Source organism: Kitasatospora sp. NPDC051984, from assembly GCF_044593455.1.
In the GTDB taxonomy this organism is placed as follows: domain Bacteria; phylum Actinomycetota; class Actinomycetes; order Streptomycetales; family Streptomycetaceae; genus Kitasatospora.
The window spans coordinates 260,916-287,356 of the sequence record NZ_JBIUCB010000007.1; the positions used below are offsets into that span (position 1 = coordinate 260,916).

General features: G+C 72.6%; 27 protein-coding genes and 1 pseudogene. 18 read left to right on the forward strand and 10 right to left on the reverse strand.

All coding sequences use genetic code 11. From position 1 onward, the window contains the following. Window positions 1-46 precede the first annotated feature (46 nt). Genes ACIHEI_RS17035 through ACIHEI_RS17050 form a run of 4 tightly spaced genes read left to right on the forward strand, consistent with a single transcriptional unit; the run spans window position 47 to window position 6,105 of the window. Window positions 47-1,399: a cytochrome ubiquinol oxidase subunit I gene (locus tag ACIHEI_RS17035; RefSeq protein ID WP_392945990.1), complete on the forward strand. Its 1,353-nt coding sequence runs from the start codon at window positions 47-49 to the stop codon at window positions 1,397-1,399. Next, window positions 1,392-2,666 (forward strand): cytochrome d ubiquinol oxidase subunit II, encoded by a 1,275-nt coding sequence (locus ACIHEI_RS17040; protein WP_396607167.1) that lies wholly within the window; start codon window positions 1,392-1,394, stop codon window positions 2,664-2,666. Before ACIHEI_RS17035 ends, ACIHEI_RS17040 begins: the two co-directional genes overlap by 8 nt. Continuing rightward, a complete protein-coding gene (locus tag ACIHEI_RS17045; protein WP_396607168.1) occupies window positions 2,663-4,408 on the forward strand; it encodes an ABC transporter ATP-binding protein/permease in 1,746 nt (581 codons plus the stop codon). The genes ACIHEI_RS17040 and ACIHEI_RS17045 overlap by 4 nt, the downstream gene beginning before the upstream one ends. Then, window positions 4,405-6,105 carry an ATP-binding cassette domain-containing protein gene (locus ACIHEI_RS17050; protein WP_396607169.1) on the forward strand — a complete coding sequence of 567 codons (1,701 nt, stop codon included), beginning with the start codon at window positions 4,405-4,407 and terminating at the stop codon, window positions 6,103-6,105. Before ACIHEI_RS17045 ends, ACIHEI_RS17050 begins: the two co-directional genes overlap by 4 nt. Window positions 6,106-6,666: 561 nt before the next feature. Here ACIHEI_RS17050 and ACIHEI_RS17055 read toward each other — a convergent pair. Beyond that, the gene (locus ACIHEI_RS17055; protein WP_396607170.1) at window positions 6,667-7,602 is read right to left on the reverse strand and encodes a pirin family protein; all 936 of its coding nucleotides are present in this window, start codon (window positions 7,600-7,602) and stop codon (window positions 6,667-6,669) included. A 131-nt stretch (window positions 7,603-7,733) separates the two neighbouring features. Here ACIHEI_RS17055 and ACIHEI_RS17060 point away from each other — a divergent pair, with 131 nt between their 5' ends. Next, window positions 7,734-8,243, forward strand: a complete 510-nt coding sequence (locus tag ACIHEI_RS17060; RefSeq protein ID WP_387648126.1) for a carboxymuconolactone decarboxylase family protein — start codon at window positions 7,734-7,736, stop codon at window positions 8,241-8,243. A gap of 196 nt (window positions 8,244-8,439) precedes the next feature. Next, window positions 8,440-8,993, forward strand: a pseudogene (locus ACIHEI_RS17065) (DUF4291 domain-containing protein). Between the two features lie 53 nt (window positions 8,994-9,046). Here ACIHEI_RS17065 and ACIHEI_RS17070 read toward each other — a convergent pair. Further along, window positions 9,047-9,577, reverse strand: a complete 531-nt coding sequence (locus ACIHEI_RS17070; protein ID WP_392946004.1) for a GNAT family N-acetyltransferase — start codon at window positions 9,575-9,577, stop codon at window positions 9,047-9,049. Between the two features lie 355 nt (window positions 9,578-9,932). Then, window positions 9,933-10,721, reverse strand: coding sequence for an alpha/beta fold hydrolase (locus ACIHEI_RS17075; RefSeq protein WP_396607171.1), 789 nt, complete (start codon window positions 10,719-10,721; stop codon window positions 9,933-9,935). A 265-nt stretch (window positions 10,722-10,986) separates the two neighbouring features. Here ACIHEI_RS17075 and ACIHEI_RS17080 point away from each other — a divergent pair, with 265 nt between their 5' ends. Continuing rightward, window positions 10,987-11,847 (forward strand): S-methyl-5'-thioadenosine phosphorylase, encoded by an 861-nt coding sequence (locus tag ACIHEI_RS17080; protein ID WP_387861978.1) that lies wholly within the window; start codon window positions 10,987-10,989, stop codon window positions 11,845-11,847. A gap of 140 nt (window positions 11,848-11,987) precedes the next feature. Here ACIHEI_RS17080 and ACIHEI_RS17085 read toward each other — a convergent pair whose 3' ends face one another. After that, window positions 11,988-12,311, reverse strand: coding sequence for a hypothetical protein (locus ACIHEI_RS17085; RefSeq protein ID WP_392946010.1), 324 nt, complete (start codon window positions 12,309-12,311; stop codon window positions 11,988-11,990). Between the two features lie 354 nt (window positions 12,312-12,665). Between ACIHEI_RS17085 and ACIHEI_RS17090 the strand changes: the two genes are divergently transcribed. Then, a complete protein-coding gene (locus tag ACIHEI_RS17090; protein ID WP_387648111.1) occupies window positions 12,666-13,010 on the forward strand; it encodes a hypothetical protein in 345 nt (114 codons plus the stop codon). 94 nt (window positions 13,011-13,104) lie between these two features. Here the strand turns inward: ACIHEI_RS17090 and ACIHEI_RS17095 are convergent, their stop codons facing one another. Then, window positions 13,105-14,103: a Ku protein gene (locus tag ACIHEI_RS17095; protein ID WP_396607172.1), complete on the reverse strand. Its 999-nt coding sequence runs from the start codon at window positions 14,101-14,103 to the stop codon at window positions 13,105-13,107. A 32-nt stretch (window positions 14,104-14,135) separates the two neighbouring features. Between ACIHEI_RS17095 and ligD the strand changes: the two genes are divergently transcribed. After that, complete coding sequence (ligD, locus tag ACIHEI_RS17100; RefSeq protein WP_387648105.1) at window positions 14,136-15,035, forward strand: non-homologous end-joining DNA ligase; 900 nt, start codon at window positions 14,136-14,138, stop codon at window positions 15,033-15,035. A gap of 61 nt (window positions 15,036-15,096) precedes the next feature. Here the strand turns inward: ligD and ACIHEI_RS17105 are convergent, their stop codons facing one another. Next, window positions 15,097-15,993, reverse strand: coding sequence for a GNAT family N-acetyltransferase (locus tag ACIHEI_RS17105; protein ID WP_396607173.1), 897 nt, complete (start codon window positions 15,991-15,993; stop codon window positions 15,097-15,099). Between the two features lie 312 nt (window positions 15,994-16,305). After that, a complete protein-coding gene (locus ACIHEI_RS17110; protein ID WP_396607174.1) occupies window positions 16,306-17,067 on the reverse strand; it encodes an alpha/beta fold hydrolase in 762 nt (253 codons plus the stop codon). Window positions 17,068-17,174: 107 nt separating this feature from the next. On the opposite strand from ACIHEI_RS17110, the gene ACIHEI_RS17115 reads away from it, so the two are divergent. Continuing rightward, the gene (locus ACIHEI_RS17115; protein WP_396607175.1) at window positions 17,175-17,966 is read left to right on the forward strand and encodes a DNA-formamidopyrimidine glycosylase family protein; all 792 of its coding nucleotides are present in this window, start codon (window positions 17,175-17,177) and stop codon (window positions 17,964-17,966) included. A 42-nt stretch (window positions 17,967-18,008) separates the two neighbouring features. On the opposite strand, the gene ACIHEI_RS17120 is transcribed toward ACIHEI_RS17115, so the two are convergent. Then, window positions 18,009-18,650, reverse strand: a complete 642-nt coding sequence (locus tag ACIHEI_RS17120; protein ID WP_392946023.1) for a uridine kinase — start codon at window positions 18,648-18,650, stop codon at window positions 18,009-18,011. A 110-nt stretch (window positions 18,651-18,760) separates the two neighbouring features. On the opposite strand from ACIHEI_RS17120, the gene ACIHEI_RS17125 reads away from it, so the two are divergent. From ACIHEI_RS17125 to ACIHEI_RS17135, 3 genes are read left to right on the forward strand one after another with little or no spacing between them, the layout of a single operon-like run. Then, complete coding sequence (locus ACIHEI_RS17125) at window positions 18,761-19,264, forward strand: phosphohydrolase (protein ID WP_396607176.1); 504 nt, start codon at window positions 18,761-18,763, stop codon at window positions 19,262-19,264. A gap of 58 nt (window positions 19,265-19,322) precedes the next feature. Continuing rightward, on the forward strand, window positions 19,323-19,496 hold the full coding sequence (locus ACIHEI_RS17130; RefSeq protein WP_392946027.1) for a hypothetical protein: 174 nt from the start codon (window positions 19,323-19,325) through the stop codon (window positions 19,494-19,496). After that, window positions 19,493-19,783, forward strand: coding sequence for a dsRBD fold-containing protein (locus tag ACIHEI_RS17135; RefSeq protein WP_387648084.1), 291 nt, complete (start codon window positions 19,493-19,495; stop codon window positions 19,781-19,783). Before ACIHEI_RS17130 ends, ACIHEI_RS17135 begins: the two co-directional genes overlap by 4 nt. Window positions 19,784-19,975: 192 nt before the next feature. Here the strand turns inward: ACIHEI_RS17135 and ACIHEI_RS17140 are convergent, their stop codons facing one another. Further along, on the reverse strand, window positions 19,976-20,254 hold the full coding sequence (locus tag ACIHEI_RS17140) for a hypothetical protein (RefSeq protein ID WP_387648081.1): 279 nt from the start codon (window positions 20,252-20,254) through the stop codon (window positions 19,976-19,978). Between the two features lie 24 nt (window positions 20,255-20,278). On the opposite strand from ACIHEI_RS17140, the gene ACIHEI_RS17145 reads away from it, so the two are divergent. The 5 genes from ACIHEI_RS17145 (at window position 20,279) to ACIHEI_RS17165 (ending at window position 24,851) form a co-directional block, all read left to right on the forward strand. Then, window positions 20,279-21,118 (forward strand): FHA domain-containing protein, encoded by an 840-nt coding sequence (locus ACIHEI_RS17145; protein WP_396607177.1) that lies wholly within the window; start codon window positions 20,279-20,281, stop codon window positions 21,116-21,118. Between the two features lie 188 nt (window positions 21,119-21,306). Next, the gene (locus ACIHEI_RS17150) at window positions 21,307-21,552 is read left to right on the forward strand and encodes a hypothetical protein (protein ID WP_396607178.1); all 246 of its coding nucleotides are present in this window, start codon (window positions 21,307-21,309) and stop codon (window positions 21,550-21,552) included. Window positions 21,553-21,743: 191 nt separating this feature from the next. Then, a complete protein-coding gene (locus ACIHEI_RS17155) occupies window positions 21,744-22,118 on the forward strand; it encodes a hypothetical protein (RefSeq protein ID WP_396607179.1) in 375 nt (124 codons plus the stop codon). A 48-nt stretch (window positions 22,119-22,166) separates the two neighbouring features. Beyond that, the gene (locus ACIHEI_RS17160) at window positions 22,167-22,832 is read left to right on the forward strand and encodes a serine/threonine-protein kinase (RefSeq protein WP_396607180.1); all 666 of its coding nucleotides are present in this window, start codon (window positions 22,167-22,169) and stop codon (window positions 22,830-22,832) included. A 135-nt stretch (window positions 22,833-22,967) separates the two neighbouring features. Continuing rightward, window positions 22,968-24,851 (forward strand): M1 family aminopeptidase, encoded by a 1,884-nt coding sequence (locus ACIHEI_RS17165; RefSeq protein ID WP_396607181.1) that lies wholly within the window; start codon window positions 22,968-22,970, stop codon window positions 24,849-24,851. Between the two features lie 125 nt (window positions 24,852-24,976). Here the strand turns inward: ACIHEI_RS17165 and ACIHEI_RS17170 are convergent, their stop codons facing one another. Then, window positions 24,977-26,227: a streptophobe family protein gene (locus ACIHEI_RS17170; RefSeq protein ID WP_396607182.1), complete on the reverse strand. Its 1,251-nt coding sequence runs from the start codon at window positions 26,225-26,227 to the stop codon at window positions 24,977-24,979. Window positions 26,228-26,441: the final 214 nt, after the last annotated feature.

Consider the following 26,441-nt stretch of genomic DNA (forward strand, 5'->3'; position numbering starts at 1 on the left):
TTCGCGCCGCGTCCCTTCCGGAGACCTCATGCCCTCAACGGCCGCCTTGGAACTGTCCCGATGGCAGTTCGCCATCACGGCGATCTTCCACATGTCCTTCCCGGCCCTCACGGTCGGTCTCTCCGTGCTGCTCGCCGTCGTGCAGACCGCTTACGTACGCACGGGAAACCCGCTCTATCAGCAGATCTTCCGCTTCTGGAAGAAGATCTTCGCTGTCGGCTTCGGCCTCGGCGTCGTCGCGGGCACCGTGATGACCTTCGAGTTCGGCCTCAACTGGGGCGTCTTCGCCCACGCCGTCGGACCCGTCATCGGGGTGACCATCGGCATGGAGGTCATCACGGCCTTCTTCCTGGAGGCCGGCTTCATCGGCGTGATGCTCTACGGCGAGGGCCGGGTCAAGCCGCGGACCATGGCCTTCGCCTCCTGGATGGTGGCCTTCGGCACCCTGCTGTCCACCACCTGGATCCTGTCCGCCAACAGCTGGATGCAGGACCCGGCCGGCTACACCGAGACGGCCGGCCAGTTCCACCCGAGCGACTGGGGCGAGGTCCTGCTCAACCCGGCCTTCACCTACCGCTTCCCGCACATGCTGCTGGCCGTGCTGATCAGTGCGAGCTGGTTCGTCGGAGGCATCTCCGCCTGGTATCTGGTCAAGCAGCGCCGGGCCGCGCTGCCGTTCGCCCGCCGCTGCCTGTCCGTCGCCCTCGGCGTGCTCGCCGTCCTGATGCCGGTCCAGCTGTACATCGGCGACGCCACCGCCATCTTCATGGCGCAGCACCAGCCCGCGAAACTCCAGGCGTTCGAAGGCAACTGGCGCACCGACAACAACGGGTACAACCTGGTCGTCGTCCCCGACACCGACCGGGGTGCGAACGATCTGCGCATCACAGTCCCGCACCTGGGCGCGGTGATCGGCCACGATCTCACCGGCGAGGCCGCGGTGCCCGGCCTGCTGGAGACCCCGCCCGACCAGCGGCCCAACATGTGGAGCACCTTCTACGGCTTCCGGGCCATGTACTTCACCGCCCTCGCCATGTTCGCCACCGCCCTCGCGGGGCTGGTGCTGCGCCTGCGGAGGCGACTGTTCGACTCCCGCCGATTCCTGCGCTGGATGGTCTGGATGACACCGGCCGGCGTCATCGCGATCACCGGCGGGTGGATCACCGCCGAGGCGGGGCGCCAGCCCTGGGTGGTCTACGGCAAGCTGCGCACCCAGGACGCGCTGTCGCACTTGAGCACGGCGCAGGCCGCGACCACCCTGACCGCCTTCGTGCTCCTCTACGCGGCCCTGCTGGCCATCTGGGTCCGCTACATCGTCCGTACCGTCAAGGCCGGACCCGACCTGCCCACGGGTGAAGCCGCGACGGCCGCCCCCGGAACGGAGGCCTCCGTTGCTTGAGTACGCCACCTACGCCCTCGTCCTGCTCTCGCTCGGCATGTACGTCGTCCTGGACGGCTACGACCTGGGCGTCGGCATGCTCAGCCTGTTCGCCAAGGGGGAGAGCCGGCGCGAGTACGGCGAGTTGATCGCCACCGCCTGGGACGCGAACGAGAGCTGGCTCGTACTGGCCGGTGTGGCCCTGTGGGCCGGGCTGCCCGGCGTCTACGCGACCGTGCTCCCCGGGGTCTACCTGCCGCTGATCGGCATGCTGCTCGCGATCATCCTGCGCGGCATGGGACTGGAGTTCCAGAGCGCCGCCACCGGCTACCGGCGCGGGTGGGCCCTGCTGTTCGGCGCCTCCTCGCTCGCTGCGACCCTCTGCCAGGGCCTGGTGCTCGGCGGCGTGCTCTCCGGACTGGCGCAGCGTGACGGGTCGTTCAGCGGCGGTGCCTTCGACTGGCTCACCCCCTACAGCCTGCTGTGCGCGCTCGGCCTGGTGGCGCTCTACCTGCTGGCCGGGGCCGCCTGGCTGCAGGACAAGACCGAAGGTGCCGCCCGCGAACGCGCCGGTCGGGCCGGGCGCCCGCTGCTGGCGGCCACCGCCGTGGCCGCGCTGATCCTCGGGTTCGGCCTGCAGGCCGCCGACCCGCAGGAGTTCGGGTTCGACGAACCGGTGCGCGCGGCACTGTTCTGGACTGCCGTCGCCGGGGCGGCGGCCGCGGGCGCGGTGGCCTGGTACGGCTTCGGACGGCGGCCCGACTGGCGGCCGTTCGCGGGTGTGGTCACCGCCCAGGTCTGCGGCCTGCTCGCCCTGGTGGCCGCGACCGCGCCGGTGGTCGTCCCGCCCGGACTGACGCTCCATCAGGCGTCCAGTCCGCCCGGCTCGCAGACCTTCCTCGTCGTCGGCGTGGGATTGTGCATGCCGGTGGTGTTCGCCTACAACGCGTACGCCTGGTGGGCCTTCCGGGGTAAGTTCACGCAGACCCCGGAGGCGCCGCTCGACCCGCTGCGGGTGCGCACGGGGGCACCCCGCCAAGCCCGGCCCGAGCCGGGCGGCTTCGTGGTCGTGGTCCGGCGCGCACTGCTCACCGTGCTGGGCGCCGGGTTGGCGGCCGTGTCCCAGGACGTCTTCGGTGGCGTTGCGACCTGGATCGATCCGCTGGGCGTCACGCTCCTGTCGGCGGCGGCCCTGGCCGCCTGGATCATCAGCGACCGGAGGGACCAGCGGGACGGGGTCTTCGATCTCGACCCGGACGACCAGGACACCGTTCGGACGGGGACGTGAGCACCTCGACCGCCCTGCTGACCGAACTCGGCGACGCGCGCGTCCGGGACCAGGACGACGAGGTGTCGGCCCGGTTGCACGCGTGGGCCGAGCCCGGCCGCGCGGAGTTGCGGCGGGCGGGCCTGCTGCGCGGTCTGGCTCCGCTGGGCACCGTGCTCTGGGCGGCCGGTCTGGCCTGGGCGGCGCAGCGCGGGCTCACCGGCCAGCACGGCGGACGGCTCCCGGTACGGGTCCTGCCCGGCGCCGGGCTCGTGCTGGCCGGTGTGGCGGTCCGGGCGGCGCTGCTGGCCACCGCCGACGCGGCGGCCGCGCGCGGCGCCCGCCGGGTGCGCGCGGCACTGCGCGAGCGCCTGCTCGCCGCAGCTCTGCCGGCGCGCGGCCCCGCCCGGCCCGCCATCGGTGACGCCGCCCTCGCCGAGTCCCTGACCGGTGAGGTCGCCCGGCTGACCGAGTGGCTCACCGAGTACGTCCCCGCTCGCACCACGATGCTGCTGGGCAGCGGTCTGACCTTGGCCGCCATCGCGGTTCGCAGCTGGTTCGTAGCACTGATCCTGGTCATCGCCACCCCGTTGCTGCCCGCCAACCTCAAGGTCATCGGCCTCGGTACGCAGGCCGCCGTGCACGCGCAGCTCACGGCGGTGCGCCGGCACGGCGCGCGCCTGCTCGACCACCTGCGCGGCCTGCCCACCCTGATCGGACTGGGCGCCCGGGACACCGCCGCCGTCGCGCTGCGCGAGGACGACGAGGAACTGGCCCGTCGCACCCAGGCGGTGCTACGGGTCGCCTTCCTCTCCACCGCCTGGATCGAGCTGCTGATCACCGGCACGCTCGCCGTGGTGGCGACCTACTGCGGACTGGCGCTCCTCGACTACCTCCAGCTGCCGCTGGTGCCAGGCCGGATGAGCCTGGCCACCGCGCTCTTCGTGCTGGTGCTCACCCCCGCCTACTTCGCCCCCGCCCGCGACCTGGCCCGGGGCTACCACGCCCGAGCCGAGGCCCGCGCCGCAGCGGAGCTGATCGAAGGGATACTCGCCGGCGCCGGCAATGACGGCGATGATCCGGACCCGCCCGCGCCGGCCCGGCACACCGGCGGCGCGGCCGGCGTGCACCTGGACCATGTGACGGTCCGTCATCCAGAGCGTACGGAGCCGGCACTGGACGACGTGAGCCTCCAGCTGGCCCCCGGCGCCCTCGTCGCCGTCACCGGGCCCAGCGGCGCGGGCAAGTCGACCCTGCTCGCCGTCGCCGCGGGACTGGCTCAACCCACCTCCGGAACCGTCGCCCACGAGCGGGGCGGCACCTTCCAGCCGCCGTCACCCGCCTCGGTCGCCTGGGTCGGCCAACCCGCGCACCTGCTGCCCGGCACCGTCCGCGAGAACCTGCTCCTGGCCCGACCCGATGCCACCGACGAAGCACTCTCCGCCGCCTTCCGCACGCTCGGCTTCAGCGACCTGCTCGCCGACCTGCCGGGCGGTCTGGACACCCCGCTCGGCGAGCGGGGCAGCGGGCTCTCCTCCGGCCAGTCCCAGCAACTCTCCCTCGTCCGGGCACTGCTGCGGGACGCCCCGCTGCTCTGCCTGGACGAGCCCACCGCCCACCTCGACCCGGTGGCGGAGGCCCGCGTGGTGGCGGCCCTGCGCACGCTGATGCGCGGCCGGAGCGTGCTGCTCGCCACCCACAGCCCCGCACTGCTCCCGCTCGCCGACCGGACGATCGACCTGGACCGGGGAAGGACGCGATGAACGCCTGGAAACTGCTGCGCCACTCCATGCCCCGCCGCGACCTGGCCGTCGCCATCGCGTTGGCCGCGGCGGCGGAACTGAGCGCAGCGGCGCTGCTGGGCCTGTCCGGCTGGTTCCTGACGACCTGCGCGCTGGTGACCCTGCTGGCCAACACGACCTGGTCGTGGATGTACCCGTCGGGGACGGTCCGCGCCCTCGCCCTGCTGCGCACGTCGCTGCGCTACCTCGAACGGCTGGTCAGCCACCGGGTCGTCCTCGCCACGACCGTGACCCTGCGCGGCCGCCTGGTCCGGGGTGCCGGCGAACTGAGCGCGCGCGAGCTCCGAGCCCAGCGCGACGGAACCCTGCTCGCCCGCCTGACCGCCGATGTCGAGACGGTGGCTGGCCTGCCCGCCCAGGTCGTCGCGCCACTCGCCGGCTGCGCGGTCACCGCGGTGCTGGTGGAGGCGCTGCTGCTGCGGGCGAGCCCGACGCTCGGTGCGGCCGAGCTCGCCGTGTTCATGGGCGGCATCTGGTGGGCGATCCGCACCGGCCGCCGGGCCCGGCGGCACCTCGCAGGCGCGGCCGTCGCGCGGGCCGGCGCCGGGACGAACCTGATCGCCGCCCGGACCGCTTTCAACGAACTGCGCTGCCTGGACGCGATCCCGCAAGCCCGAGGCGTCGTCGCGACGGCGCTGGAGCACGAGGAGGCGGCTGCCGCCGCCGCGGCAGCCGAGCAGCGCAAGGGCCGCTTGGGCCTGAGGCTGCTCGCCGCCCTCGGCCAGGGCCTCGCCCTGCTTCTCGCGCTGCAGGCAGGCGCCTGGTCGCAGCCGGTGGCCGACGCCGTCGGCGAGGTGCTGCTGCTCGCGGCGGTGTGGGACCTACTGGAGCGCCTTCCGCAGCTGCTGCAGGAGCTGGCCGCCGCCCAGGACGCGGCAGCGCGTCTCGGCCCGCTCGGTGCGGCCACCGCCGACCGGCAGCCGCCCGCGCCGACGCGGCGCGGCCCGGTGCTCACCGTGATGGACCTGCCCGCTGCCAACGGTGGGCGGCCACTGTCGTTCACCGTCCGCGCTCCCCGGCTGATCGTCGTCACCGGCCCGAACGGCAGTGGGAAATCCACGCTTCTCGGGCAACTGGCCGGACGGCTGCCGACCACCTCCGGCCGGGTACGGCTGGACGGCGCTCCTGTCGCGGACCTGCCCGCCGAAGCCGTCGCCGACGTGCTCACCCTGGTCGAGGCCGACGACTGGCTCGCCGACACGACCGTCGCGGCCAACTTGCGCCTGGCCGCACCACTCGCCGACCCGGAGCACCTGCGTTCTGCGCTGGCGACAGTCGGCCTCGGCGCCCTGCCCTTGGACACCCCGGTCGGCCCCGCCGGCCGCGCGCTCTCCCAAGGACAGCGCCGCCGCCTCGCCGTCGCCCGGGCGATCCTGCGCCGGCCGCGCATCCTGCTGCTCGACGAACCCACCGCAGGACTCGACCGGCCGACCGCCGAGGCACTGCTGCGCGACCTGCGCCGGGCGCTGCCCGACTCGGCCCTGGTCCTCGCCCTGCAGGACCAGGACCTCGCGCTGCTCCCGTGGCACCCGGACGTCGCGGTCGACCTGGCCGGCACGACGGCTCCTCAACCGGCCTGCGAAACCGGGGGATTCCTGCACGGGGCGAGAGTCGCCCCGGGCAGGACGGGGGCCGGGAGGCGATCCGGAACGTCCTGACCGTCGGCGCCCGCACCGACCTCGCCATGCTCGATGGGTACCGGCCCCTCGCCGCCGGCGGCGACCGCTCACCACCGCCAACGCTTACACTGCCCACCCCGCCCTCACCCCTGAAACCGTCCAGGCACTCCTGGTCCACGAGGCACGCTGGACCACCGCGATGACCGACGGCGGCAAGGATTTCGCGCGCAACGTGCTGCGCCGCTACGGCTGGGGAGTGCCAACCGAGGTGCGACGTGGGCGGAACGTGCGAGGCCGGCAAACGGGCCGGATCGCGGGGGGTGGTGCAGCTGTGAGGCCGTCGGCCCCATGTCCGCCGCGTGCGCGAACGGTTCTTCCCGTCTGCTGACGACCCGTCAGCAAAGTCAGCAAAAGGTCAGCATCCATCCACCCGCAGCGTGCGAAACCCGCCCGCAGGCGGGAATCGGCAGGGTCTCCGGGACTGCTGTCGAGAGCTCGGCCCGCGACGCTCGTTGGCGTCTCGCCCAGAGCCGAAGGCGGTCGCGGGCCACCCCGCATGGGGCTGGTCGCCGCGACCGCCGAGTGCGACATGTGAGCAGGTCAGGCGCGGTTTCCTCGCGCCTTGAGGGCGATGTTCGGAAGCTCCGGCGCGGGCAGTCGGTCGCCCGGGTAGCCCTCGACTTCGCCGAACCGGACCCCCTTCTCCCAGTCGATTCGTGCTTGTACGATCTCCTCACTGGATCGGCCGATGAAGTTCCACCACATGACGATCTGCTCGTCGAAGGGGGTGCCGCCGAGCAGGATCAGGCGGGCGGGGGTGGGGGAGGGGTTGGTGATGATGAGGGTGCTGGGGCCGGGCGGGAGGTAGCCGAGGTCGGCGGGGTGCAGGGGGGTGCCGGCGAAGGTGATGTCGCCCTGGTCGACGAGGAGGCCGTGTTCGAAGGTGGGGTCGACGTCGAGGGTGAGGGTGGTGCCAGGGTCGAGGACGAGTTCGGCGCCGAGCAGCGGGCTGAAGGTGGGGACGGGGGAGGTTTCGCCGGCCAGCGTGCCGAGGAAGACGCGGACCTCGGCGCCGTCGAGCGTGACCGGGCCGGGGACGTGGTGGTGGAAGTCCCGTGCGGTGTGCCGGTGTTCGTCGGGGAGCGCGACCCAGAGCTGGACGCCGTGCAGGGTGCTGGTGGCGGCCGTCGAGGTCTCGGAGTGGGCGATGCCGCGGCCGGCCGTCATGAGGTTGAGTTCGCCGGGCCGGACGAAGGCGTGCACGCCGAGGCTGTCGCGGTGCTCGATCTCGCCGCTGAACAGCCAGCTGACGGTCTGCAGGCCGATGTGCGGGTGCGGGGCGACGTCCATGCCGCCGGTGATGGCGACGTCGTCGGGGCCGTAGTGGTCGATGAAGCACCAGGCGCCGATCAGGGTGCGCTCGCGCTGGGGGAGGGTGCGGCGGACGGTCATCGCGCGCGGGCCGCCGAGCGGGACGTCCCGCGGCGGGAGGACCCGGACGGTGGCCGCGCGGGGGTCGTTCTCGGTGGTGCTCATGGTTGTGTTCCCTCCCGTGCCGTCCGGTTACCGGAGTTCCCGGTCGGCCCGTTCCAACAAATCGTTCCAGCTTCAACTATTATGGAGGGTATCGTCAGGCAAATACCAGTACGCAGGCGGAGGAGCTCCAGGTGACCGAGGTGGCGACCACCACGACCGGCCGGCGGGTCTACATCGACAAGCAGCACCCGCAGGCCTTCCGTGCTCTGCGGTCCAACGCCGAGGCGGTCCGCGAGGCCGCTGCCGAGGCGGGACTCGACCGCCGCCTCGTTGAACTGGTCAACCTGCGCGTCTCGCAGATCAACGGCTGCGCCTACTGCCTGGACGTGCACACCAAGGCCGCCCTGCAGGCCGGCGAGAGCGTGCAGCGGCTCGGCGTGCTGAACGCCTGGCGCGACACCGCCCTGTTCGACGAGCGCGAGCGGGCCGCACTGGCGCTCGCCGAGGCCACCACCCACCCTGCCGACGCCACCGCCCAGGACGTGGCGTACGCGCAGGCCCGGGCGGTGCTCGGCGACGAGCAGATCTCCGCCGTGATCTGGGTGGCCATCGCCATCAACGCCTTCAACCGCGTCTCCATTCTGAGCAAGCACCCGGTCCGGCCCGCGCGCGTGGCCGCCGAAGCCGTTGTGAATGCGTAGGCGCCGGTAGGGAGTTGGCGTCACGTCAACGGCGCACGCCCAGCTGTCGGAGGGCGGTCGGCCGGCCACCGAAAATGCGTGGCCGGCGGGATCGGGCGAGTGGCAGGGTCGGAGGATGGCTCAGCAGCACAGCTCGCCCCGCCACGCGCCCAATCGGTCGTCCAGTCGGTCCGCCACGTCAGGGCGGGCGTCCGAACTGCACGCCGTGCGCGCCGACTTCGACGCCAGCACGATCGTCGTCTACCAGGCGTACGCGCCCGCGATCGCCGAACCCGCGCTGCGGGCCGGACGGTTCGTCGCGCCGTTCTCGTTCCGCCGGATGACTTGGATCAAGCCCTCGCTGCCCTGGCTGCTGCACCGCAGCAACTGGGGCACCAAGTCCGGACAGGAACGCATCCTGGCCGTCCGGATCACCCGGCAGGGCTGGGAACGCGCGCTGGCAGCAGCCGAGTTGACCACCGGCGACCAGCAGCGGCTGGCGGCGGCCCGGGTGCACGTCCAGTGGGACCCGGAGCGGTCGCTGCGCGGGGCGGCGCTCAACCACTACAGCATCCAGGTCGGCCTGGGGCGGGGATCGTCCGGGAGTTCGCCGAGGAGTGGATCGTGTCCCTCGCCGACCTCACTCCGCAGATCCGCCGCGCCGCCGAACTGGTCCGCGCCGGCCGCACCGAACAGGCCCGCCGGCTGCTCCCGGACGAGCGCCGCTACCCACTGCCCCCCGAACTCGCCGCGCGTCTCTGCCGCGTGTGACCTCCCGCCGGCGCAGTGGCCGGGGAGGGGGAAGGGGAGGGGGAGGGGGAGGATCAGGCCAGGTCGGAGGGGCGGATCCGGTAGACCTGGAGATTCAGGTTGTAGTACTTGGTGGTCTCGCCGACCCAGCGCATCCCGAGCCGCTTCGCCACCGCGTGCGCCCGGTCGTTCTTCGGCCGGGCCACCGCGAACACCTCCTCGACGTCCTGGGTGAACGCCCACCTCAACAGCGCCAGACCCGCCTCCGTCGCGTACCCCTGGCCCCAGGCGTGCGGGGCGAGCTGCCAAGTGATCTCCAGGTCCTCGTCGTACGGCGGCAGCGGACGGATGCTCAGCCCGCCGACCACCTTCTTGTCCTCCCGCCGCTCCACCGCCCACCGCCCGCGCGGAGGCAGCAGTCCGGACTGCTCCTGCGCCCAGGCCTGCAGCACCAAACGCATCGCATCGACATCGGCGACCTGCGACATCGCCGGCGTCAGCCAGCGGGCGACGTCCGTGGAGCCGTACACGGCCAGCGCGTCCTCGGCGTCGTCGGGCGTCCAGTCGCGGACGACGAGCCGATCAGTGGTCAGTCTGATCCCCATGGCCGGGTCCTCCCTCATTCGATTGGCGGACGTCTCCTCCCCCGGAGTGTGCGCCCCCGGCCCGTCCCCGTCGAGCGGGGGAATCGGCCTTCACTGTCCGTCGCTGTGCGGTCGCCCGGGCCGGTCTGGCGTTGGGGTGCTCGCCCGTTTGTTGTGCGTTGGGTGGGTGCGCGCGGTGGGTCAGGGGTGGGCCGGGGAGATGATCTACGCGGAGATAATCTCTGCGGGGATGTTTTCTGTGAGCGGCGATCGGTTTTGATCGGCCGAGAGAGATCATCTATGCGGAGATTATCTCCGCAGGGATGAACTCCCCGCGCCCGACCGACTGGGCCGAGACGGACCCAGTGGCGCGCGCTCAGCGGCGCCCCGCCAGCGGAATGCCCAGACCCTCCGGGCCGCCGCCCTCGAGGGCCAGCGCGGTGCCGATCTCGTCGGGCAGCGTGGCCAGTCCCAGCAGGGCCAGCGCCAGTCCGGCGGTGGTGCGGTGCCAGTCGCCGGCCCGGCGCATCAGAGTGTGGCCGCTGCCGAACACCCGGTAGCCGGCCACCCGCGCCCCGTGGTCGCGGGCCCGGAGAGCGAACAGATCGGTGTCGGCGGGCGGCGTCACCCGGTCGCGGTCGCCGTGCAGCATCAGCACCGACGTGCCCCGCAGGTGCTCGGTCGGCTCGTCCTGCGGGCACCACGGCGCCAGCGCCACCACTCCCTGCACGCACGGGTGCGCGGCTGCCCGCAGCGCCGCCCGGCCGCCCATCGAGTGCCCGATCAGCACCGTCGGCACCGGCCCGAGCGTCTCCGCCAACTCCGCCAGCGCCGCCTCCGCGTCGCGGGCCGCGTCCGCGCGCTCACCGTTCCAGCCCCGGCAGCGGTAGTGCACGGTGCCCACCGCCAGCGACCGGCCCGCAGCCCCGTCCGAGCCGGGCTGTGTCGAGCGTCGCACCGCGCGTTCCACGGCCCGCGCGAACGGGCGCATCCGCAGGCCCGGCAGGTTCAGCGCCGGCACCGGTTCCGGGCCGAACTCCCGCCCGCCGTGCAGCACCAGCACCGCCGCGTCCGGCGCCGAAGGCCGCACCCGCCAGGACAGTGCCCGGTGCGCTGCCATCGTCCCGTCCTCGCCGGAGTGCACCGCCAGCCGCCCGTCGTTCATCACACCGTCCCGTCGCCGTGCCCACCTGGGCTGCCACTGTACGCGGACGCCACCGCCGACCGGGAGCGTGCGGATCGCCCGGTGTTCGAGCGCTGAGTCCGAACCGCACAGCTCCGATGCGGGACGCCGGACCTGACTGCTCATAGGGTGTCAGCGTGCCCACGGCAGGCCGCGCCGCCCACCGTGCGGCGCCCCCAGTCGCAGGCCCACCGCGCCCCTCGAGCTGTGGCGGGCCTGCGTCCCACCGGCAGAGCCGAGGAGAGCCATGGCCGACGTCCAACCGCCCCGCACCGACGGCACCCCGACCGCCGAACTCGGCGTCATCGGCGGATCCGGACTCTACGCGCTGCTCGAAGACGTCACCGAGGTGCACGTCGAAACGCCCTACGGGCCGCCCAGCGACGCCCTGTTCATCGGCGAGGCGGCCGGCCGGCGGGTCGCCTTCCTGCCCCGCCACGGCCGCGGCCACCGCCTGCCGCCGCACCGCATCAACTACCGCGCCAACCTGTGGGCGCTGCACTCGCTCGGGGTGCGTCAGGTCCTCGCCCCGTGCGCCGTCGGCGGCCTGCGTCCCGAGTACGGCCCCGGAACGCTGCTGGTGCCCGACCAGTTCGTCGATCGGACCTCCGGCCGGGCGGGGACCTACTACGACGGCCGCAGCCTTCCTGACGGTTCGATGCCGGAGGTGGTGCACGTCGCGATGGCCGACCCCTACTGCCCCGACGGCCGGAACGCCACGCTGGCCGCCGCCCGGTCACTCGCCTGGGAACCGGTCGACGGCGGCACCCTGGTGGTGATCGAGGGCCCACGCTTCTCCACCCGCGCCGAATCCCGCTGGTTCACCGCCAACGGCTGGTCCGTGGTCGGCATGACCGGCCACCCCGAAGCCGCGCTGGCCCGCGAACTCGGCCTCTGCTACACCTCGTTGGCACTCGTCACGGACCTGGACGCCGGGGTGGAGACCGGCGAGGGCGTCACCCACGCCGAGGTGCTGAAAGTCTTCGCCCGCAACGTCGACCGCCTGCGCGCCGTCCTGTTCAAGGCCCTCGAATCGCTGCCCGCCACCCGCGACTGCCTCTGCTCGCACGCCCTGGACGGCGTGGAGACCGGCCTGCCCGGCGTCTGATCCGGCGGCCCTGCTGCTCCGATTCACGCTGCGGCTCCGGTTTCCCGGAGTTCCGGCCCGGCGACGTCGGTCGGCCGGCGCCCGCCGTCTTCTGGCGGTGCGCCGGCCGAACGCGCTCCCTGCGCGGGCGGGTGCGCCCGCTATCGATTCCGCGCGCGCCGGCAGAAGTGCGCCAGCGCCATCAGGGCCGCCAGCGCCGTGCCCCAGGCCGCCACCACGGCGACCAGCAGCATCGGCGCCCGCAGCGCCACCGCCAGTCCCAAAAGTCCGAACGACACGACCAGACAGCACGCGATCACCACGACCACCGATCGTGGGCGGGCCACCAGCGACCGCCGAAGCCGCGCCATCCGTGCTGGTCGCATCGTGCGCAGCTCGCGCTCCAGCTCCAGATCGCTTCCCAGCTCGGCCTCGATCTGATGAAGAATCAGGAGCTCACGCGGGGAGAGTGCCGGTCCGTCCATCAACCACCTCCGCGCCGCCAGGCAGGCGCGCCCGGCCTTCCCCGCCGGCGCGTCCCTACGTCCCAGGTAGCAACACATCTGCCCGCTGCACGCCGGTTCTAACATGCGAACGCGGTGCCGAACCGCCGTGCTGCGACCGGCGTTTCGTCCCTCCGCGACCCAAATGACCCGCGCGCCGCGCCCACCCCACCGGCACCGGGCGCACCCCTTCGGGCGGCGTCCGCACGGCCGTTGCGACGGCGCGCGACGTGTACGCGCAGAACCGATTCGCCACCGGGCCCCGCCCCTACGGTAGTTCGCGCCGGGACGGACCCGTCGATCCCGGCGTTCGATCGGAAAGGCCGTACCACCCCCATGCACCTGCGTTCCACGGCTGCCGCCGCCGTCGCCTCGCTCGCCCTGCTGTTCGCCACGCCGTGCCCCGCCGCCGCGGCCGTCGGCGAGTTCCGCTACACGTACTTCGACAACTTCGGCGACCGTGCCGAGGGCCGGCTCGTCGACCCCGACAGCCGGGTCTGCCACACCCTCCCCGAGGTCGCCGACCCCGACACCACCGAACCCGCCTTCGCCCCGCAGAACCTCACCGGCTCTACTGCCACCATGTTCACCGGCCCCGACTGCGACGGCGAGTACTACTCGCTGCGCCCCGGCGGTCGCGCCTCCGACCGCCTCAAGCTCCGCTCCGTCGTCTTCTCCTGACCGGACCCCCCATTCGCACACCGCCGTGCGGCTCCGCCCCAGCCGGGGCCGCACGCCCCGCTCCGGACGCGTGAATCGCCCAAGTGATGGGGCGTCAGGACGCCTTGCGGGGTGCGGCCTTCTTCGTGGCAGCCTTCTTGGCCGGCGCCTTCGTGCTCTTCTTCGCCGCCGCCCCGCTCCGCCTCGCCGACGCGTTCCGGGTCCGCTTCGCGGCACCGCCGCCCGAGGCCGCGTCCTGCGCCGCCTCCGCATCCTCGGCATCCGCCGCAGACCCGGCCGCTCGGCCGCCCTTCGCACCCCGGCCGTGTTCGCCCTTGGCGGCCTTCACACTGCTGCGCAGCACCGCCATCAGGTCGATCACCTCGGCCTCGCCGCCTCCGGCCTGCTCCTCCAGGTGCGGTGCCTCCACCCCGGCCAGCTTGGCGTCGATCAACTCCTGGAGCGCCAGCTGGTATTCGTCGTGCAGCGCCGACAGGTCGAAGTCCTCCGACAGCGTGTCCATCAGCGAACGCGCCATCTTCAGCTCCTGCGGACGGACCGTCACCTTCTCGTCCGGCGCCATCCCCTGGGCCGAGCGGACCTCGTCCGGCCACAGGCAGGTCTGCAGCACCAGGGTGTCCTCGTGCACCCGCAGCACCGCCAGCGACTCCCTGGTCCGCATGGTCACCTTGGTCACCGCGATCTGCCCCGACGCGCGCAGCGCGTCCCGCAGCAGCACGTACGGCTTCGCCGGGGCCTTGTCGGCGGTGGCCACGTAGTAGGCCTTGGAGTACATCAGCGGGTCGATCGACTCGGCGGGGACGAACGCCAGCACGTCCACCACCTTCTTGCTCGGCAGCGGCAGTTCTGCCAGGTCCTCCTCGTCGAGCACCACCTGCCGACCGTCCGCAGACTCGTGCCCCTTGGCGATCTCGCCGTACGGGACCTCCTTGTCCTCCGCCTCGCAGAACCGCTTCATCCGGATGCGCGAGCCGTCCTTCGCATGCACCTGGTGCAGGGCCGGCCCACTGTGCTCCTCCGTGGCGGCATACAGCTGGACCGGTACGCTGACCAGCCCGAACGTGATGACGCCTTTCCAGGTGACCTGTGGCATGTCATGGCCCTTTCGCGGGGACTTCCCACGGTATGCCCGAGCGACAGGTCACGGAAGTCGAGGGCCGCCGCCTGGTCCTCTCCCACCTCGACAAGGTCCTCTGGCCCGCCACGGGGTGGACCAAGGGCGAGGCCCTCTACTACTACGCGCAGATCGCCCCCGCGATGCTTCCGCACCTGCGCGGCCGCGCCGCCAGCTTCCTGCGCTTCCCCTCCGGCATCGGCGAGGAGGGATTCTTCGCCAAGAACCCGCCACCCGGCCTGCCCGCCTGGGTGCACACCGTGACCGCGCCCAGCCATGAAGGCCCCAAGCAGCGCGTCGCCGTGGACGACCTGCCGACGCTGATGACCGTCGCCAACGGCTACGCCCTCGAACTGCACGTGCCGCAGTGGACCGCCGAGAGTGGACCCGACGCCCACGACCGCCTGGTCGTCGACCTCGACCCCGGACCCGGTGCCGACCTCACCCACTGCTGCCGCGTCGCCCTGCTGATCCGCGAAGCCCTCGCCGCCGACGGCCTGGTCTGCCGACCCAAGACCTCCGGCAGCAAGGGACTGCACCTGTATGCCGCGCTGCGCCCCGCCCCCGCCCGGCAGGTCAGCGACTACGCGCACGCCCTCGCCGAACGCCTCGCCCGCGAGCACCCCACCCTGGTCGTGTCCCGGATGACCAAGGCGCTGCGCCGGGGAAAGGTGTTCGTCGACTGGTCGCAGAACGCGACGGCGAAGACCACCGCCGCAGCCTACACTCTGCGCGCCACCAGCGTTCCGGGGGTGTCGGCCCCGGTGAGCTGGAGCGAGGTGGAGCAGTGCACCGACCCGGCCGAGCTGATGTTCAGCCCGGAGGAGGTGCTCGACCGGTTTGCCGAGCAGGGCGACCTGCTGGCCGACCTGCTCAGCGACGACCAGACACTGCCGGAGCCCGACGGCTGATCCCGGCGGCAGGCCGGCCGGCGCCCGGGGGAGGCCCGGGCCGTGCGGCGGCGGTGTGGTGTCAGGACGTGGCGGCCTCCGCGGCGGGCTCGGCGATCAGGGCGGTGGCGATGCGGCGGAAGCCGACGCTCTCGTATATCCGCGCCACGGCGTCGTCGCTGGCGGACAGGAAGACCGTGCGTATGCCGGTGGCCCGGGCGTGCTCGACCAACTGCGCGGTGACCCGGCGGGCCAGGCCCTGCCGCCGCAGCGACGGGAGCGTCGCCACCGCGACGATCTCGCTGACGTCGCCGACCGGCTGGTGGCAGCCGGAGGCGACGGCCAGGCCGTCGGGCCCGGCGATCGCGGCGACGACCGTGCGGCCGGCCTCCATGCGGCCGATCATCCGCGTCACCTGGCCGTCGGCGATCGCCGTCCGGGTGGCGTCGGCGAGCTGCTCCGGGCCGGCCACGCCGACCTGGGTGCCCGGGTCGGCGAAGGCGAGGTGCGGGACGGTGACGGCGCTCGGCAGCAGCGGGTCGTCGATCGTCAGCACCCGGACCGTCGGGTCGTTCTCCGCAGCCGGGTCGGCAGCCGACGGGCCGTCGAGCTCCAGGACCAGCAGCGGGTGCTCGTGCACCTCCAGGCCCGAAGACTCGATCGGGGCGCGCAGACCCGGCGAGGTCTCGTGCACCCATTCGAAGCTCTCCGGTGCGCCCAGCTCACGCTGGCGGGCCCGGACCCGCTCCACGTCGGCGGCGGTGAACGGTCCGTCGCCGCCGAGTCGCGGACGTGCGTAGTAGTGCCAGCCCGGCCCCGTGCGGACGAACAGGGTGAACGGGCCGTGTTCCTCGGCGGTCGCGGAGAACCGGGGAACGGCGTCGAAGAACTCCTCGAGCCGGGCCAGGACGGTCGACGGCCCGCCTGCCTCCGCCCCCGGGGTAAGGGTGAGGTCGGTGTCGTGCTGGGTGTCGCGCATCGTGCCGTCCAAGGGTGTGGTGCGTCCTCTCGTGGAGGTTGATCACGCGGAATCAAAGCAGGGCGATCGGACGCGTGCACCTCTTTTTTCGAACCCTGCGCACGGCCTGTTCGACCATGTCGGTCTGGCAGCGTCTGCGTCGGCGTCGAATGCCGAATCGGTTCTGCGATGAGGCGATTGCCCTGTTAAGGCGCAAAAGTGAGGTGCAATCACCTCCCGCGGATGGCGGCGCGTGGGGCCCTGGGGCTCGAACGGGATGCCGATGTTCACTCGGGGGAGGGGATGTGAGGGGTTCGCCGTTGACGTTCGGCGTCAGGCCTTCCACACCTCGGCGAGGTGGGCGATCAGCAGCTCGGCCACCTCGGCCGGGCGCTCCAGAGCGGGCAGGTGGCCGGCCCAGGGGAGTTCGCGGTGCTCGCCGGCGGGCAGCACGGCCGCCGTGTCGACGGCGATCCGGCGGAAGTCGTCCACGTCGTGCCGGCCGCCGAACACCAGCGCGGGGGCGACGGCGTTGCGCAGGTCCACCTCGGGCTCGGTCGGGTGGAACTCCTCCTCGGGCGCCAGCTGCACCTCGTACGCGTTGCGCTGCATCACCCGGACCTTGGCCTTTGCGGCCTCGTCCGCGTCGGGCCCAAGGAAGGTGTCCACCATCAGCTCGACCGCCTCGTCCAGCCGCCCGGACTCGACCAGTTCGACCTCGCGCTCGCCCAGTTCCACCAGTTCGGCGCTCGGCTCGTGGGTGGCGCTGCCCGGGCAGAGCAGCGTCAGCGAGTGCACCCGCTCCGGGCGCAGCGCCGCGAACCGGGCGGCCATGTTGCCGCCGAAGGAGGCGCCGATGAGCGAGACCCGGTCGATGCCGAGTTCGTCGAGCAGGTCCTCCAGGTCGGTCAGGTTGCTGTACGGCGCGTCCGCACAGGGGGTCTCCCCGAAACCGCGGAAGTCGCACCGCACGACTCGGTACCCGGCCTCGCGCAGCGCGTCCCACTGGCCGTCCCACATCCGCCGGTCGCAGACGGAGGAGTGCAGCAGGAGTACCGCGGGGCCGGAGCCGGCCGTCTCGTGAGTGATCGTCATCGCGCCAACCTAGAACAGCGACTCGTGACCTGACCAGGGGATTACCTGTCAGCAGAGACGGTGGGGGTGGGCCGGGCGGTGTCCGTGGCGGACGGCATGATGGGGGCGTGCCCGAAGGAGACAGCATCTACCTGGTCGCCACTCAGCTCAACCGCGCGCTCGCCGGCGCGGTGTTGACGGTGGCGGACCTGCGCGTGCCCGCCCACGCCACCGCCGACCTCACCGGCCGCCGGGTGCTGGAGACGGTGCCGCGCGGCAAACACCTGCTGACCAGGTTCGAGGGCGGCGTGACGCTCCACACCCACCTGCGGATGGACGGCCGCTGGCAGGTGTTCCGGCCCGGCGAGCGCTGGCGCAGCGGACCGGCGTTCCAGATCCGGGCGATCCTCGGCACCGAGCAGGGCACCGCCGTCGGCTACCGACTGCCCGTGGTGCAACTGCTGCGCACCGCCGAGGAGGCCCGGGTGGTCGGCCACCTCGGCCCCGACCTGCTCGGCCCCGACTGGGACGTCGCCGAAGTCCGCCGCCGCCTGCTGGCCGCCCCGCAACGCCCGGTCGGCGCGGCCCTGCTCGACCAGCGGAACCTGGCCGGCATCGGCAACGTCTACGCGAACGAACTGAGCTTCCTGGCCGGAGTCACCCCGTGGCTGCCGGTCGCCGAACTGCCCGACCTCGACCGGCTGCTGCACCGGGCGCACCAACTGCTGGACGCCAACAAGCTGCGGCACGGCCACATCACCACCGGCGACACCCGGCCCGGCTGCCAGAACTGGGTGTACGGCCGGGCCCGCCGCAACTGCGTGCGCTGCGGCACGCCGATCCGCACCGGTACCCACGCGCAGGACCGCACCGCGTACTGGTGCCCGCGCTGCCAGCGCGGCCCGGCACCGACCGGCTGACGGCGGCATGCCGACGCTGGACGGCGTCGGGACGTGGGGGTGTCAGTCCGGCTCGACCAGCGCCGGGTGGCGCGGGTCGTCCACCCGGACGGTGAGGTCGGCGAGCTCGGCCGGGTCGGTCTCGGTGCAGTAGCGCTCGTGGGCGGGAAGCGTCCAGTGCTGATCGGCGGGGGTGCGGCGGGCGAGCGCGGCAGCGGACTGGGTGAGGTGCACGGTGAGTTCGAACGGCAGCCAGCGGCCGAGCAGGAACGGGCCGTCCAGTAGCAGCACTCCGCGCGGCGGCAGTTCCAGGTAACGGGCCCGGGTGGAACGGTCGGTGGCCGGATCCCAGAAGGTGGGCAGCATCCGGCCGTCCGCGCCCGGCTCCAGCGGGTCGAGTACCTCGCGCAGCAGCGCGCCCTCGTCCAGCCACAGGTCGTGGAAGGCGTCCGGATCCTGCTTGCCGTACTCGAAGCGGACCGAGGCGGGACGCAGGAAGTCGCCCGCCGATACCCGCTGTACCGGCCGGCCGAGCAGCCGCAGCGGCTCCACCAACGCATCCGCCAACTCACCCGGGCGGGCGGCGGCCGCGCCGTCGATCGCCACCCGCAGACGGCGGTCCGGATCGTCGGGGCCGGGCAGCCGGTGGATCCGCTCCGCGAGCAGGGCGACCAGGCGCTCCGGGGAGATCGGGGTCACCCGCACCGGACGATCACTTCCTCTCCGTCGACCGGACTTTCCGTCGACCGGACGTTCCGTCAACCGGACTATATTTTCCGATACCTGATCGTCGCTCATTCCAGGGGGATCCCGCCGTGCCTTCGCCGACCCTCGCCGACGTGGATGCCCTCGCCGCCCGTGCCCACGCCGGACAGTACGACCGGATCGGCGTCCCCTACATCGAACACGTCCGGGCCGTGGCAGCAGGCGTCGCGGCGTTCGGCACCGGCCTGCAGATGGCCGCACTGCTGCACGACGTGCTGGAGGACACCCCGACCCGCGCCGACGATCTGCTTGTCGCAGGGATCCCCGCCGGAGTGGTCGCCACCGTCTGCCGGGTCACCCGGGAGCCGGGGACGGACTACCGGGCGATGCTGCTCGACATCGTCACCGATCAGGCCGCGACCCTCGTCAAGATCGCCGACAACGCCCACAACTCCCGCGCCGACCGGTCCGCCCGGCTGCCCGAGGCGGACCGCGCCCGGCTGGCCGCGCGCTACCGGGACGCCCGCGCCGTCCTGTGGCCCGCCGTCGCCGACGCCGACCTGCGGACCGTCCTCGCCGCCGTCAACCCCCCGCTGCTGGCCGAACTCGACTGAAGCGTTCGGCGGGAGCAGGCTGGAAGGAGCAGTGGGGGCCGACAGCGAGGAGCCGAGGATGTCCGAGATGAATGACAGGCTCAACGACAAGGCGCAGCGCGACGAGGACGATGTCCGCGCCGTAGACCCCCTGGAAGGCATCACCTCCGACCAGAACATGAGCGCCTGGGGGGAGCCGCCGGCGGAGGGCGAGCGGATCGCCGAACCGCCCCAGCAGGAGGAGCAGCGGTGAACGCGCGAGCCGCGGTGCCCGAACCGCACACCTCCGATTGGAACGTGCGCCTGCGGCTGGTCGAGGTCGGCGACCTCACCCAGGCACACGCCGTCCTTGACACCGGCGTCAACCTGATCGAGGTCGACGCCGAGGCCCATCGCAGCGCCCAGGACCCCGCCGACCCGGCGATCGGCGACGAACTCGCCGTCGGACGCGCACTGGCAGCCCTCGGGCAGCAACTGATCCACCGCGGCTCGACCGCCGCCGAAGCAGTCGAATCCGCCCGTCGGCGCGACACACCGTAGTCACCGAACGGCGGGGCGCCGGGTGTCGAGGGGTCGGCACTCGGCCATGGCGGGCGGTCTGCGGGGTTTCGGCCTGCCTGGTGCAGGTGCCTGGGTGCAGGTGCATGTGCAGGGCTTCGGTGCCCGGGCAGGCCGAAACCCGGGCCGTCGCGCACCTGATTGTGCCGCCGCGGCCCGGGTTCGGGGGGAGAGTCAGGCCTGCGGGGCGGCCGCGCCGCCGCCCGTCTTCACCGCCTCCACCATGTGCTGGTGCACCTCGCGCGCCGCCGCCTCGTCCGCCGCGGCGACCGGGCTGCCCTCCACGGTGAACCAGTCGAGCGCCCCGCTGTACTGCACCGTCAGCCGCGCCTCGCCCTCGATCCACATGGTGTGCACCGTCAGATCCCCGGTGATGACGCCAATCTCCACGGTCTTCACGCCACCGTGGCCGGACAGAATGCCCTGCGTGGTCCAGGTTGCCCATGTGTTCACAAACCCGCTCCCATCCGCCGCCCTATGGGCCGCTCGGTCCCGACCCCACAGGTACCCAACCCGTGGCGACCGTCTTCCACTGTCACTCGGAAGGCCGAAAACCGCCCCCCGGGCGGGTGCCCGGCGCCGGGAACAGCATCGACGTATGGGAGAGCGAGAGACGGCGCCCCCGCGCCGAGACTGGTCCTCGAAACTGGCGACGACTCGACCGTCATCAGTCCGAGCCGCACCTACTCCTTAGGCCGTGACCCCGCTGCCGACATCGTCCTCACCGACCCCAGGGTCTCCTGGCACCACGCGCGACTTCATGTCGGCGACGGTCACTGGATCGTGGACCACATCGGCTCCACCAACGGTACCTGGGCGGACGGGCGGCGCATCGTCCACCAGGAGATCGAACCCGGCACCGTGCTCTGCCTCGGCAGCCCCGCCGACGGGCCGCACTGCACCTTCAGCGCTCTGCCGCGGCCGACCGCCGTCCAGCGGGTGCCCGGCGGCGGACCGTCGCTCGAAGCCCGGCCGTCCGCACTGACCGCCATCACCGGCTCGCTCCGGCCGCCGTCCAGGGTCCGGCCGCTGCCGACCAGAGTGGTCCGGATCGGGCGAGCCCCGGACAACGACCTGGTGCTCGGCGACCTGTCCGTCTCCCAGCACCACGCCGAACTGCGGGCCCGCCCCGACGGCCGCTACGAGATAGCCGACCTGGCCAGCCACAACGGCACCTACCTCAACGGCCGGCCCGTGCTGTGGGCCCTCGTCGGGCCCGGCGACCTGGCCGGCATCGGCCACTCGATGTTCTGCCTGGTCGGCGACGAACTCCAGGAATTCGTCGACACCGGCGACATCGACCGGGGTGCCCGGTGACGGGCAGGCGCCGGGTGACTGTCAACAGCCGGGCGCAGGGACGCCCGCCGTCGGCATTTCCACCGCAGACCGCCCCGCTGCCGGGCCGAGGCCGCAGCGCTGGCGCCGACAGCTCGGCACGCTCTGCCGCCCCTACGCCAGTGCCCTCGCCGCCGACCGGACCTTCCTCGCCCTCGCCCTGCGGGGCATTGCTGCAGCTCGACCACATTCCGGTGCTCAACCAGCTCCCCTGGCTGGTCCCCTCCCGCTGGGCGCTCGGCGCGATGGCCGCCACGATCGACCTGCACGCCATCGTTCCCGGCAGCCTCACCGACGATCCCCTGCTCGCCCACCGGGCCGGTATCTGGTTGCTCGACGTGGGCATGCTGATCGTCCTCGCCGTGCTGTACGGCCTGATCGTCGCCGGCTGCTGCGCCGGCACGAACCGGCCGTGATGCGGCGGTAGCCGATAGGAACCCCTGGCAGATTCCGGCCCCACCCACGTCGTCCCCGGCGGCGGCCCGCCGACCTGGACCGGCCCCGGCCCGGCCGCCGTCAGGGTGCCACTGGACCCGCTGCTGCCGGTCGTCCTCGCCGCGGCCCGCGGGAACTGGGCCCGGATCGTCTGCTCCAATAGCTCGACGGCTTGGGTTGGCGGCCGACTGCTGGTGGCCCTCCCGCAACGGCCCCGGCCACCGGCTTCCCGCTCACCGCCGGCGAGGACCCGCGCCCGCTGCTCACCGCTCTGGAGCGCAGCCTCGCCGACTACCGGCGGCTGCTCGACGACTACGCGGCCGGCCGGACCGACCTGGAGACCTTCCGCGACGGCACCCGCGACCTGCGGCTGGGCGCCGTGATCGACGGAGCCTCCGCCTGGCCGCTCGATCTCGAACGGGACCGCTGGCTCTACTGCGACGCCGCGCAGGTACAGGGCTACGCGGCGGCCGACGGCGATCGCGAAGGCGGCGACACCGGCAGCCAGGGCGAGCGCGATGACGGTGGGGGTGGCAGCCGTGGCTGAACGGGGCGCCGCAGTGCGGGACAGCGCCGAGCGCGGAGGAAGTTGACGATGACAGGGGAAGAGCCGCTTGCCGCCGCCGGGCAGGACGAACTCGGCGGCCGGACGCTCGCCGGATACCGGCTGGAGCACGTGATCGGGCGGGGCGGGATGGCAGTGGTCTACCGGGCCGAGGGCCTCCGGTTGGGCCGCACCGTGGCGGTGAAGCTGCTGGCACCCGAATCCGAGGGCACCGACCCCGATCATCCGGAACATGCCTACCTCACTGATTTCGGGCTGACCAAGAAGTCGCTGTCGCTCACCGGCCTGACCAGCGTCGGACAGTTCGTCGGCACGCTGGACTACGCCGCTTCCGAGCAGATCTCCGGCAAGCCGGTGGACGGGCGCTGCGACGTGTACAGCCTGGGCTGCGTGGTGCACGAAATGCTCACCGGCAGTCCGCCGTTCCGCCGTGACGACGACCTGGCGCTGCTGTGGGCGCACCACAACGACCGGCCACCGGACGCGCTGCGGCAGCGGGCGGACCTTTCCGGTGAGGTGGGCGCCGTCCTGCGGCGGGCGATGGCGAAACGGTCGGAGAGCCGGTACGCCGGCTGTCTGGAGTTCGTCGCGGCGCTGCGGGCCGCGTCCGACGTCCGGCCCCAACGGCCGCGCCAGACAACGTCGTTGCCCCCGGCGTGGGCGTGGCCGGTGTTCGACCCGGACGGGACGCGCTGACGGGTGCGCGCGGCGTGCCGGTGAGGGTGGGTGTCGTAACGATCGATGGCATGCACCTATCAATCCTGAGAGTTTGCTGGCAATCTGCCCCTCGGCCAGGGCCCCCACAGACCCTGGCAACCGAGAGGAGCACCGATGAGCGACAGACTCCGCGTCCTCGCCACCCGCGCCGCAGCGCTGCTGAGCACCACCGTGCTGGTAGCCGCCGGCACCGCGGCCCTGGCCGCCCCCACCGCCCAGGCCGTCCAGGGCAACAGTGGCACCGCGGCCGCGAGTTGCACAGCGACCCAGGTGGTGGCGAACGGCGGATTCGAGTCCGGCACCTCGCCGTGGACCTCGTCCAGCGGCGTGATCACCAGCGGGGGAGGCCAGAGCGCCCATGGCGGAACGTCCTTCGCCTGGCTGAACGGCTACGGCTCGGCCCACACCGACACGCTGGCGCAGACCGTCACCCTTCCCGCAGGCTGCACCAGCGCCAGCCTCAGCTTCTGGCTGCACGTGGATACGGCCGAGACCACCACGACCACGGCATACGACAAACTCACCGCCAAGATCGGCACCACCACCCTCGCCACCTACTCCAACCTGGACGCGGCGGCCGGCTACGTGAAGAAGAGCTTCGACGTATCCGCCTACGCCGGACAGACCGTCAGCGTCTCGTTCAGCGGCGTCGAGGACTCCGGACAGCAGACCAGCTTCGTGCTGGACGACGTGGCGCTCGACGTCTCCGCGGGCGGTACCACCCCGCCGCCGACCACCGACGGCACCCGCACCCCCGCACCCACCGGATACACCGTCAACCTGACGAGTGACACCAGCGGCGCCAACTGGTCCGGCCACCAGAGCATCGGCTTCACCAACCCCTCGGCAACCCCGCTGACCGAGGTGTACCTGCGGCTGTGGGACAACTACCACGGCAGCTGCCCCACGACGCCGATCACCGTCAGCAACCTGACCGGCGGCACCACCGCGCCGCTCACCGTCGGCTGCACCGCGCTCAAGGTCACCCTGCCCGCGCCGCTCGCCCAGGGCGCGAGCGGCAGCGTCGGCTTCGACCTTTCCATCGCCGTCCCCTCTGGCGCGGACCGGTTCGGACGCGACGGCGCGTTCAACTTCATCGGCAACGCCCTGCCCGTGCTCGCCGTCCGCGACGCGGCCGGCTGGCACCTCGACCCGTACACCAACAACGGCGAGTCCTTCTACACGCTGGCATCCGATTACACGGTCACCCTCGACCACCCGAGCAGCCTGCTCGTCCCCGCGACCGGCACCTCGGTGGACACCCCCGGCAGCAGCGGACGGACCGTCACCACCGCCACCGCCAAGAGCGTCCGCGAATTCGCCTGGGCGGCCGGGCCGTTCAGCAAGATATCCGGCACCTCGCCGGGCGGAGTCGCCGTCAACGTGTACTCCGTCAGCAGCATCAGCTCGTCCAGCGCGCAGTCCATGCTGACCACCGCCAAGTCCGCCGTCGACTCCCACGCCGCGCGCTTCGGTGCCTACCCCTACGGCGAACTCGACGCGGTGATCGACAACAACTTCTGGTTCGGCGGCATGGAATACCCCGGCTTCGTGCTCGACCTGGTCTCCACCACCGCCCTCACCCACGAGATCGGCCACCAGTGGTGGTACGGCATCGTCGGCGACGACGAGTACAACAGCCCCTGGCTGGACGAGGCATTCACCGACTACGCCACCGACCTCGCCCTCGGCGGCACCGGAACCAACTGCTGGAGCAGCGTCTCCTGGGCATCCTCCGCCGAGAAGATCACCAACTCGATGGCCTACTGGGACGCCAACTCCTCCCGCTACTCGACGGTCATCTACAACTACGGCAAGTGCGCCCTGCACGACCTGCGCCGCACCATCGGTGACACCGCGATGACCAAGCTGCTGCACGACTACGCGGCAGCGCACTGGTACGGGGTTTCCACCACAGCCGAGTTCAAGGCCGCCGCGCAGGCCGCGACGACCGTGGACCTGACCTCGTTCTGGACCCAGCACCGCATCGAAGGCTGAGCACCCGCCATCGGCCCCGCCCGCCCGTCCCGGACCTCCGCCGGGCGGGCCGGGCCGGCCGGCCCCGTCGAAGTGGTCCGTGCCCGTCTCATCGCTTGTCCTTCTGTTTCTGCATCGGTTCTCGGTCAGTGCGGTGCCCCTTCTTCGGGTGACGCCGGGTGACTGTGGGCCTGCGTGCCGGGACTCCGCCCGGCAAGGCGTGGCGCGAGGATTCCGCCGACGAAGCCCGCAAGGGCGCCCCAGCCTGCGGCCAGCGGGACCAGCGTGAGCAGATTTGGGTCCAGCACCGTCGAGCCCGTTCCTCCCAGACCAAGCAGCGACAGCCCGTACACGGCCGACACCCGGGTCAGCAGGCCGATCGTGAGCAGTGCCAGGGCCAGCACCACCGCGAGTTGTACGGCCGACCGCCACGCCGGGAGTGCCGGACGCGAACGGGCCGCCACCGCCACGCCGGTCGCCAGGATCAGCACTGATGCCAGCGGCAGCAGGAGCCACGCCCAGCCGTTCTGCTCCGCCAGCGACCCGAGGTCCAGCGTCACGTTCTTTCCGGAGTGCAGCACCGCCGCCAGCGGCTGTGGGAACGGCAGGCCCAGGCTGTCGTCCACATGCCCGTGCCAGGACCCGCCCATTCCGATGCCCAGCGCCATCCAGGCCAGGTTTGGAAGGCCCAGGCACAGCACCGCGAGCGTCTCCCGTGGCTCACTGCCCGTTGCCGTCGCGACCAGCCCGCTGATGAGGCCCAGCCCGACGCACAGCAGCAGCAACGACAGCACCGCGTGCACCGTCGGACGCAGCGTGCCGTGCCAGCGCACCCAGCGGGTCGGCAACGGCGCGCGGCGAGAGGCGGCCAGCGCCAGCAGGACGACCACCGCCAGCCACAGCAACCCGAAACCGACCGCCGGGCCGGGGTCGGCCCGGAACCCCACGACCGGGGCCGCGCCCAGCGCGCCGCCGAGCTGGTCGATCAGTGGATTGCCCGTCGACACCGTGAAACTGTGCCGCGCCGCCCAGGAGAGCAGCAGCACCACGACCGTCCAGCATCCTGCCAGTGCGAGAACTCGCGCGAGCAGAGCCCGTCCGCCCACCACCGGGTGTCGGCGCAGCGGGCGCAGAAACAGGAACGCCGCAGCGAGCGCCCCCGCCAGCGTGACCGACAGCGGGATGGCGGTGATCCCGCCCTGCGCGGTCGCCACGAAGGCGGCGCTGCCCTCGAGTTGGACTGGCACCCCCATCGACATCAATACCGTTGCAGCCAGCACCGCACCGAAACCGTCACCCGGCAGTTCGTCGGCGCGCGCCAGCCACAGCCCGAGTGCGGCCACGGCCGCCATCGCCACCAGCGAGCCCACGGCGGCCACCAGGGCGGAGACCAGCACGGCGACCCAGCCGGGCAGCGCCGAGCGGGGCCCGAGGCCCGGCTGCGGGGGAGCAGGAACAGGGGGCACGCGTCTCACCGGCCCTTCGAACTGAGCCCCCCGCGGGCAGCCGACCGGGACCGGCCGACCTTTCCAGCTTCGGACACCCCGCAAGGCAGGGCGAGTTACGGCTCGACCCGGGCGCGAGGCAGCGAGTTCGCCGGTGCTGGCGGAC

Bases quoted from the DNA above. Each gene is read 5' to 3' on its own strand.
- ACIHEI_RS17050 (WP_396607169.1), top strand. From the start codon at position 4,405: ATGAACGCCTGGAAACTGCTGCGCCACTCCATGCCCCGCCGCGACCTG.
- ACIHEI_RS17055 (WP_396607170.1), bottom strand. From the start codon at position 7,602: ATGAGCACCACCGAGAACGACCCCCGCGCGGCCACCGTCCGGGTCCTC.
- ACIHEI_RS17070 (WP_392946004.1), bottom strand. From the start codon at position 9,577: ATGGGGATCAGACTGACCACTGATCGGCTCGTCGTCCGCGACTGGACG.
- ACIHEI_RS17075 (WP_396607171.1), bottom strand. From the start codon at position 10,721: ATGAACGACGGGCGGCTGGCGGTGCACTCCGGCGAGGACGGGACGATG.
- ACIHEI_RS17080 (WP_387861978.1), top strand. From the start codon at position 10,987: ATGGCCGACGTCCAACCGCCCCGCACCGACGGCACCCCGACCGCCGAA.
- ACIHEI_RS17085 (WP_392946010.1), bottom strand. From the start codon at position 12,311: ATGGACGGACCGGCACTCTCCCCGCGTGAGCTCCTGATTCTTCATCAG.
- ACIHEI_RS17090 (WP_387648111.1), top strand. From the start codon at position 12,666: ATGCACCTGCGTTCCACGGCTGCCGCCGCCGTCGCCTCGCTCGCCCTG.
- ACIHEI_RS17095 (WP_396607172.1), bottom strand. From the start codon at position 14,103: ATGCCACAGGTCACCTGGAAAGGCGTCATCACGTTCGGGCTGGTCAGC.
- ligD (WP_387648105.1), top strand. From the start codon at position 14,136: ATGCCCGAGCGACAGGTCACGGAAGTCGAGGGCCGCCGCCTGGTCCTC.
- ACIHEI_RS17105 (WP_396607173.1), bottom strand. From the start codon at position 15,993: ATGCGCGACACCCAGCACGACACCGACCTCACCCTTACCCCGGGGGCG.
- ACIHEI_RS17110 (WP_396607174.1), bottom strand. From the start codon at position 17,067: ATGACGATCACTCACGAGACGGCCGGCTCCGGCCCCGCGGTACTCCTG.
- ACIHEI_RS17130 (WP_392946027.1), top strand. From the start codon at position 19,323: ATGTCCGAGATGAATGACAGGCTCAACGACAAGGCGCAGCGCGACGAG.
- ACIHEI_RS17145 (WP_396607177.1), top strand. From the start codon at position 20,279: ATGGGCCGCTCGGTCCCGACCCCACAGGTACCCAACCCGTGGCGACCG.
- ACIHEI_RS17160 (WP_396607180.1), top strand. From the start codon at position 22,167: ATGACAGGGGAAGAGCCGCTTGCCGCCGCCGGGCAGGACGAACTCGGC.
- ACIHEI_RS17165 (WP_396607181.1), top strand. From the start codon at position 22,968: ATGAGCGACAGACTCCGCGTCCTCGCCACCCGCGCCGCAGCGCTGCTG.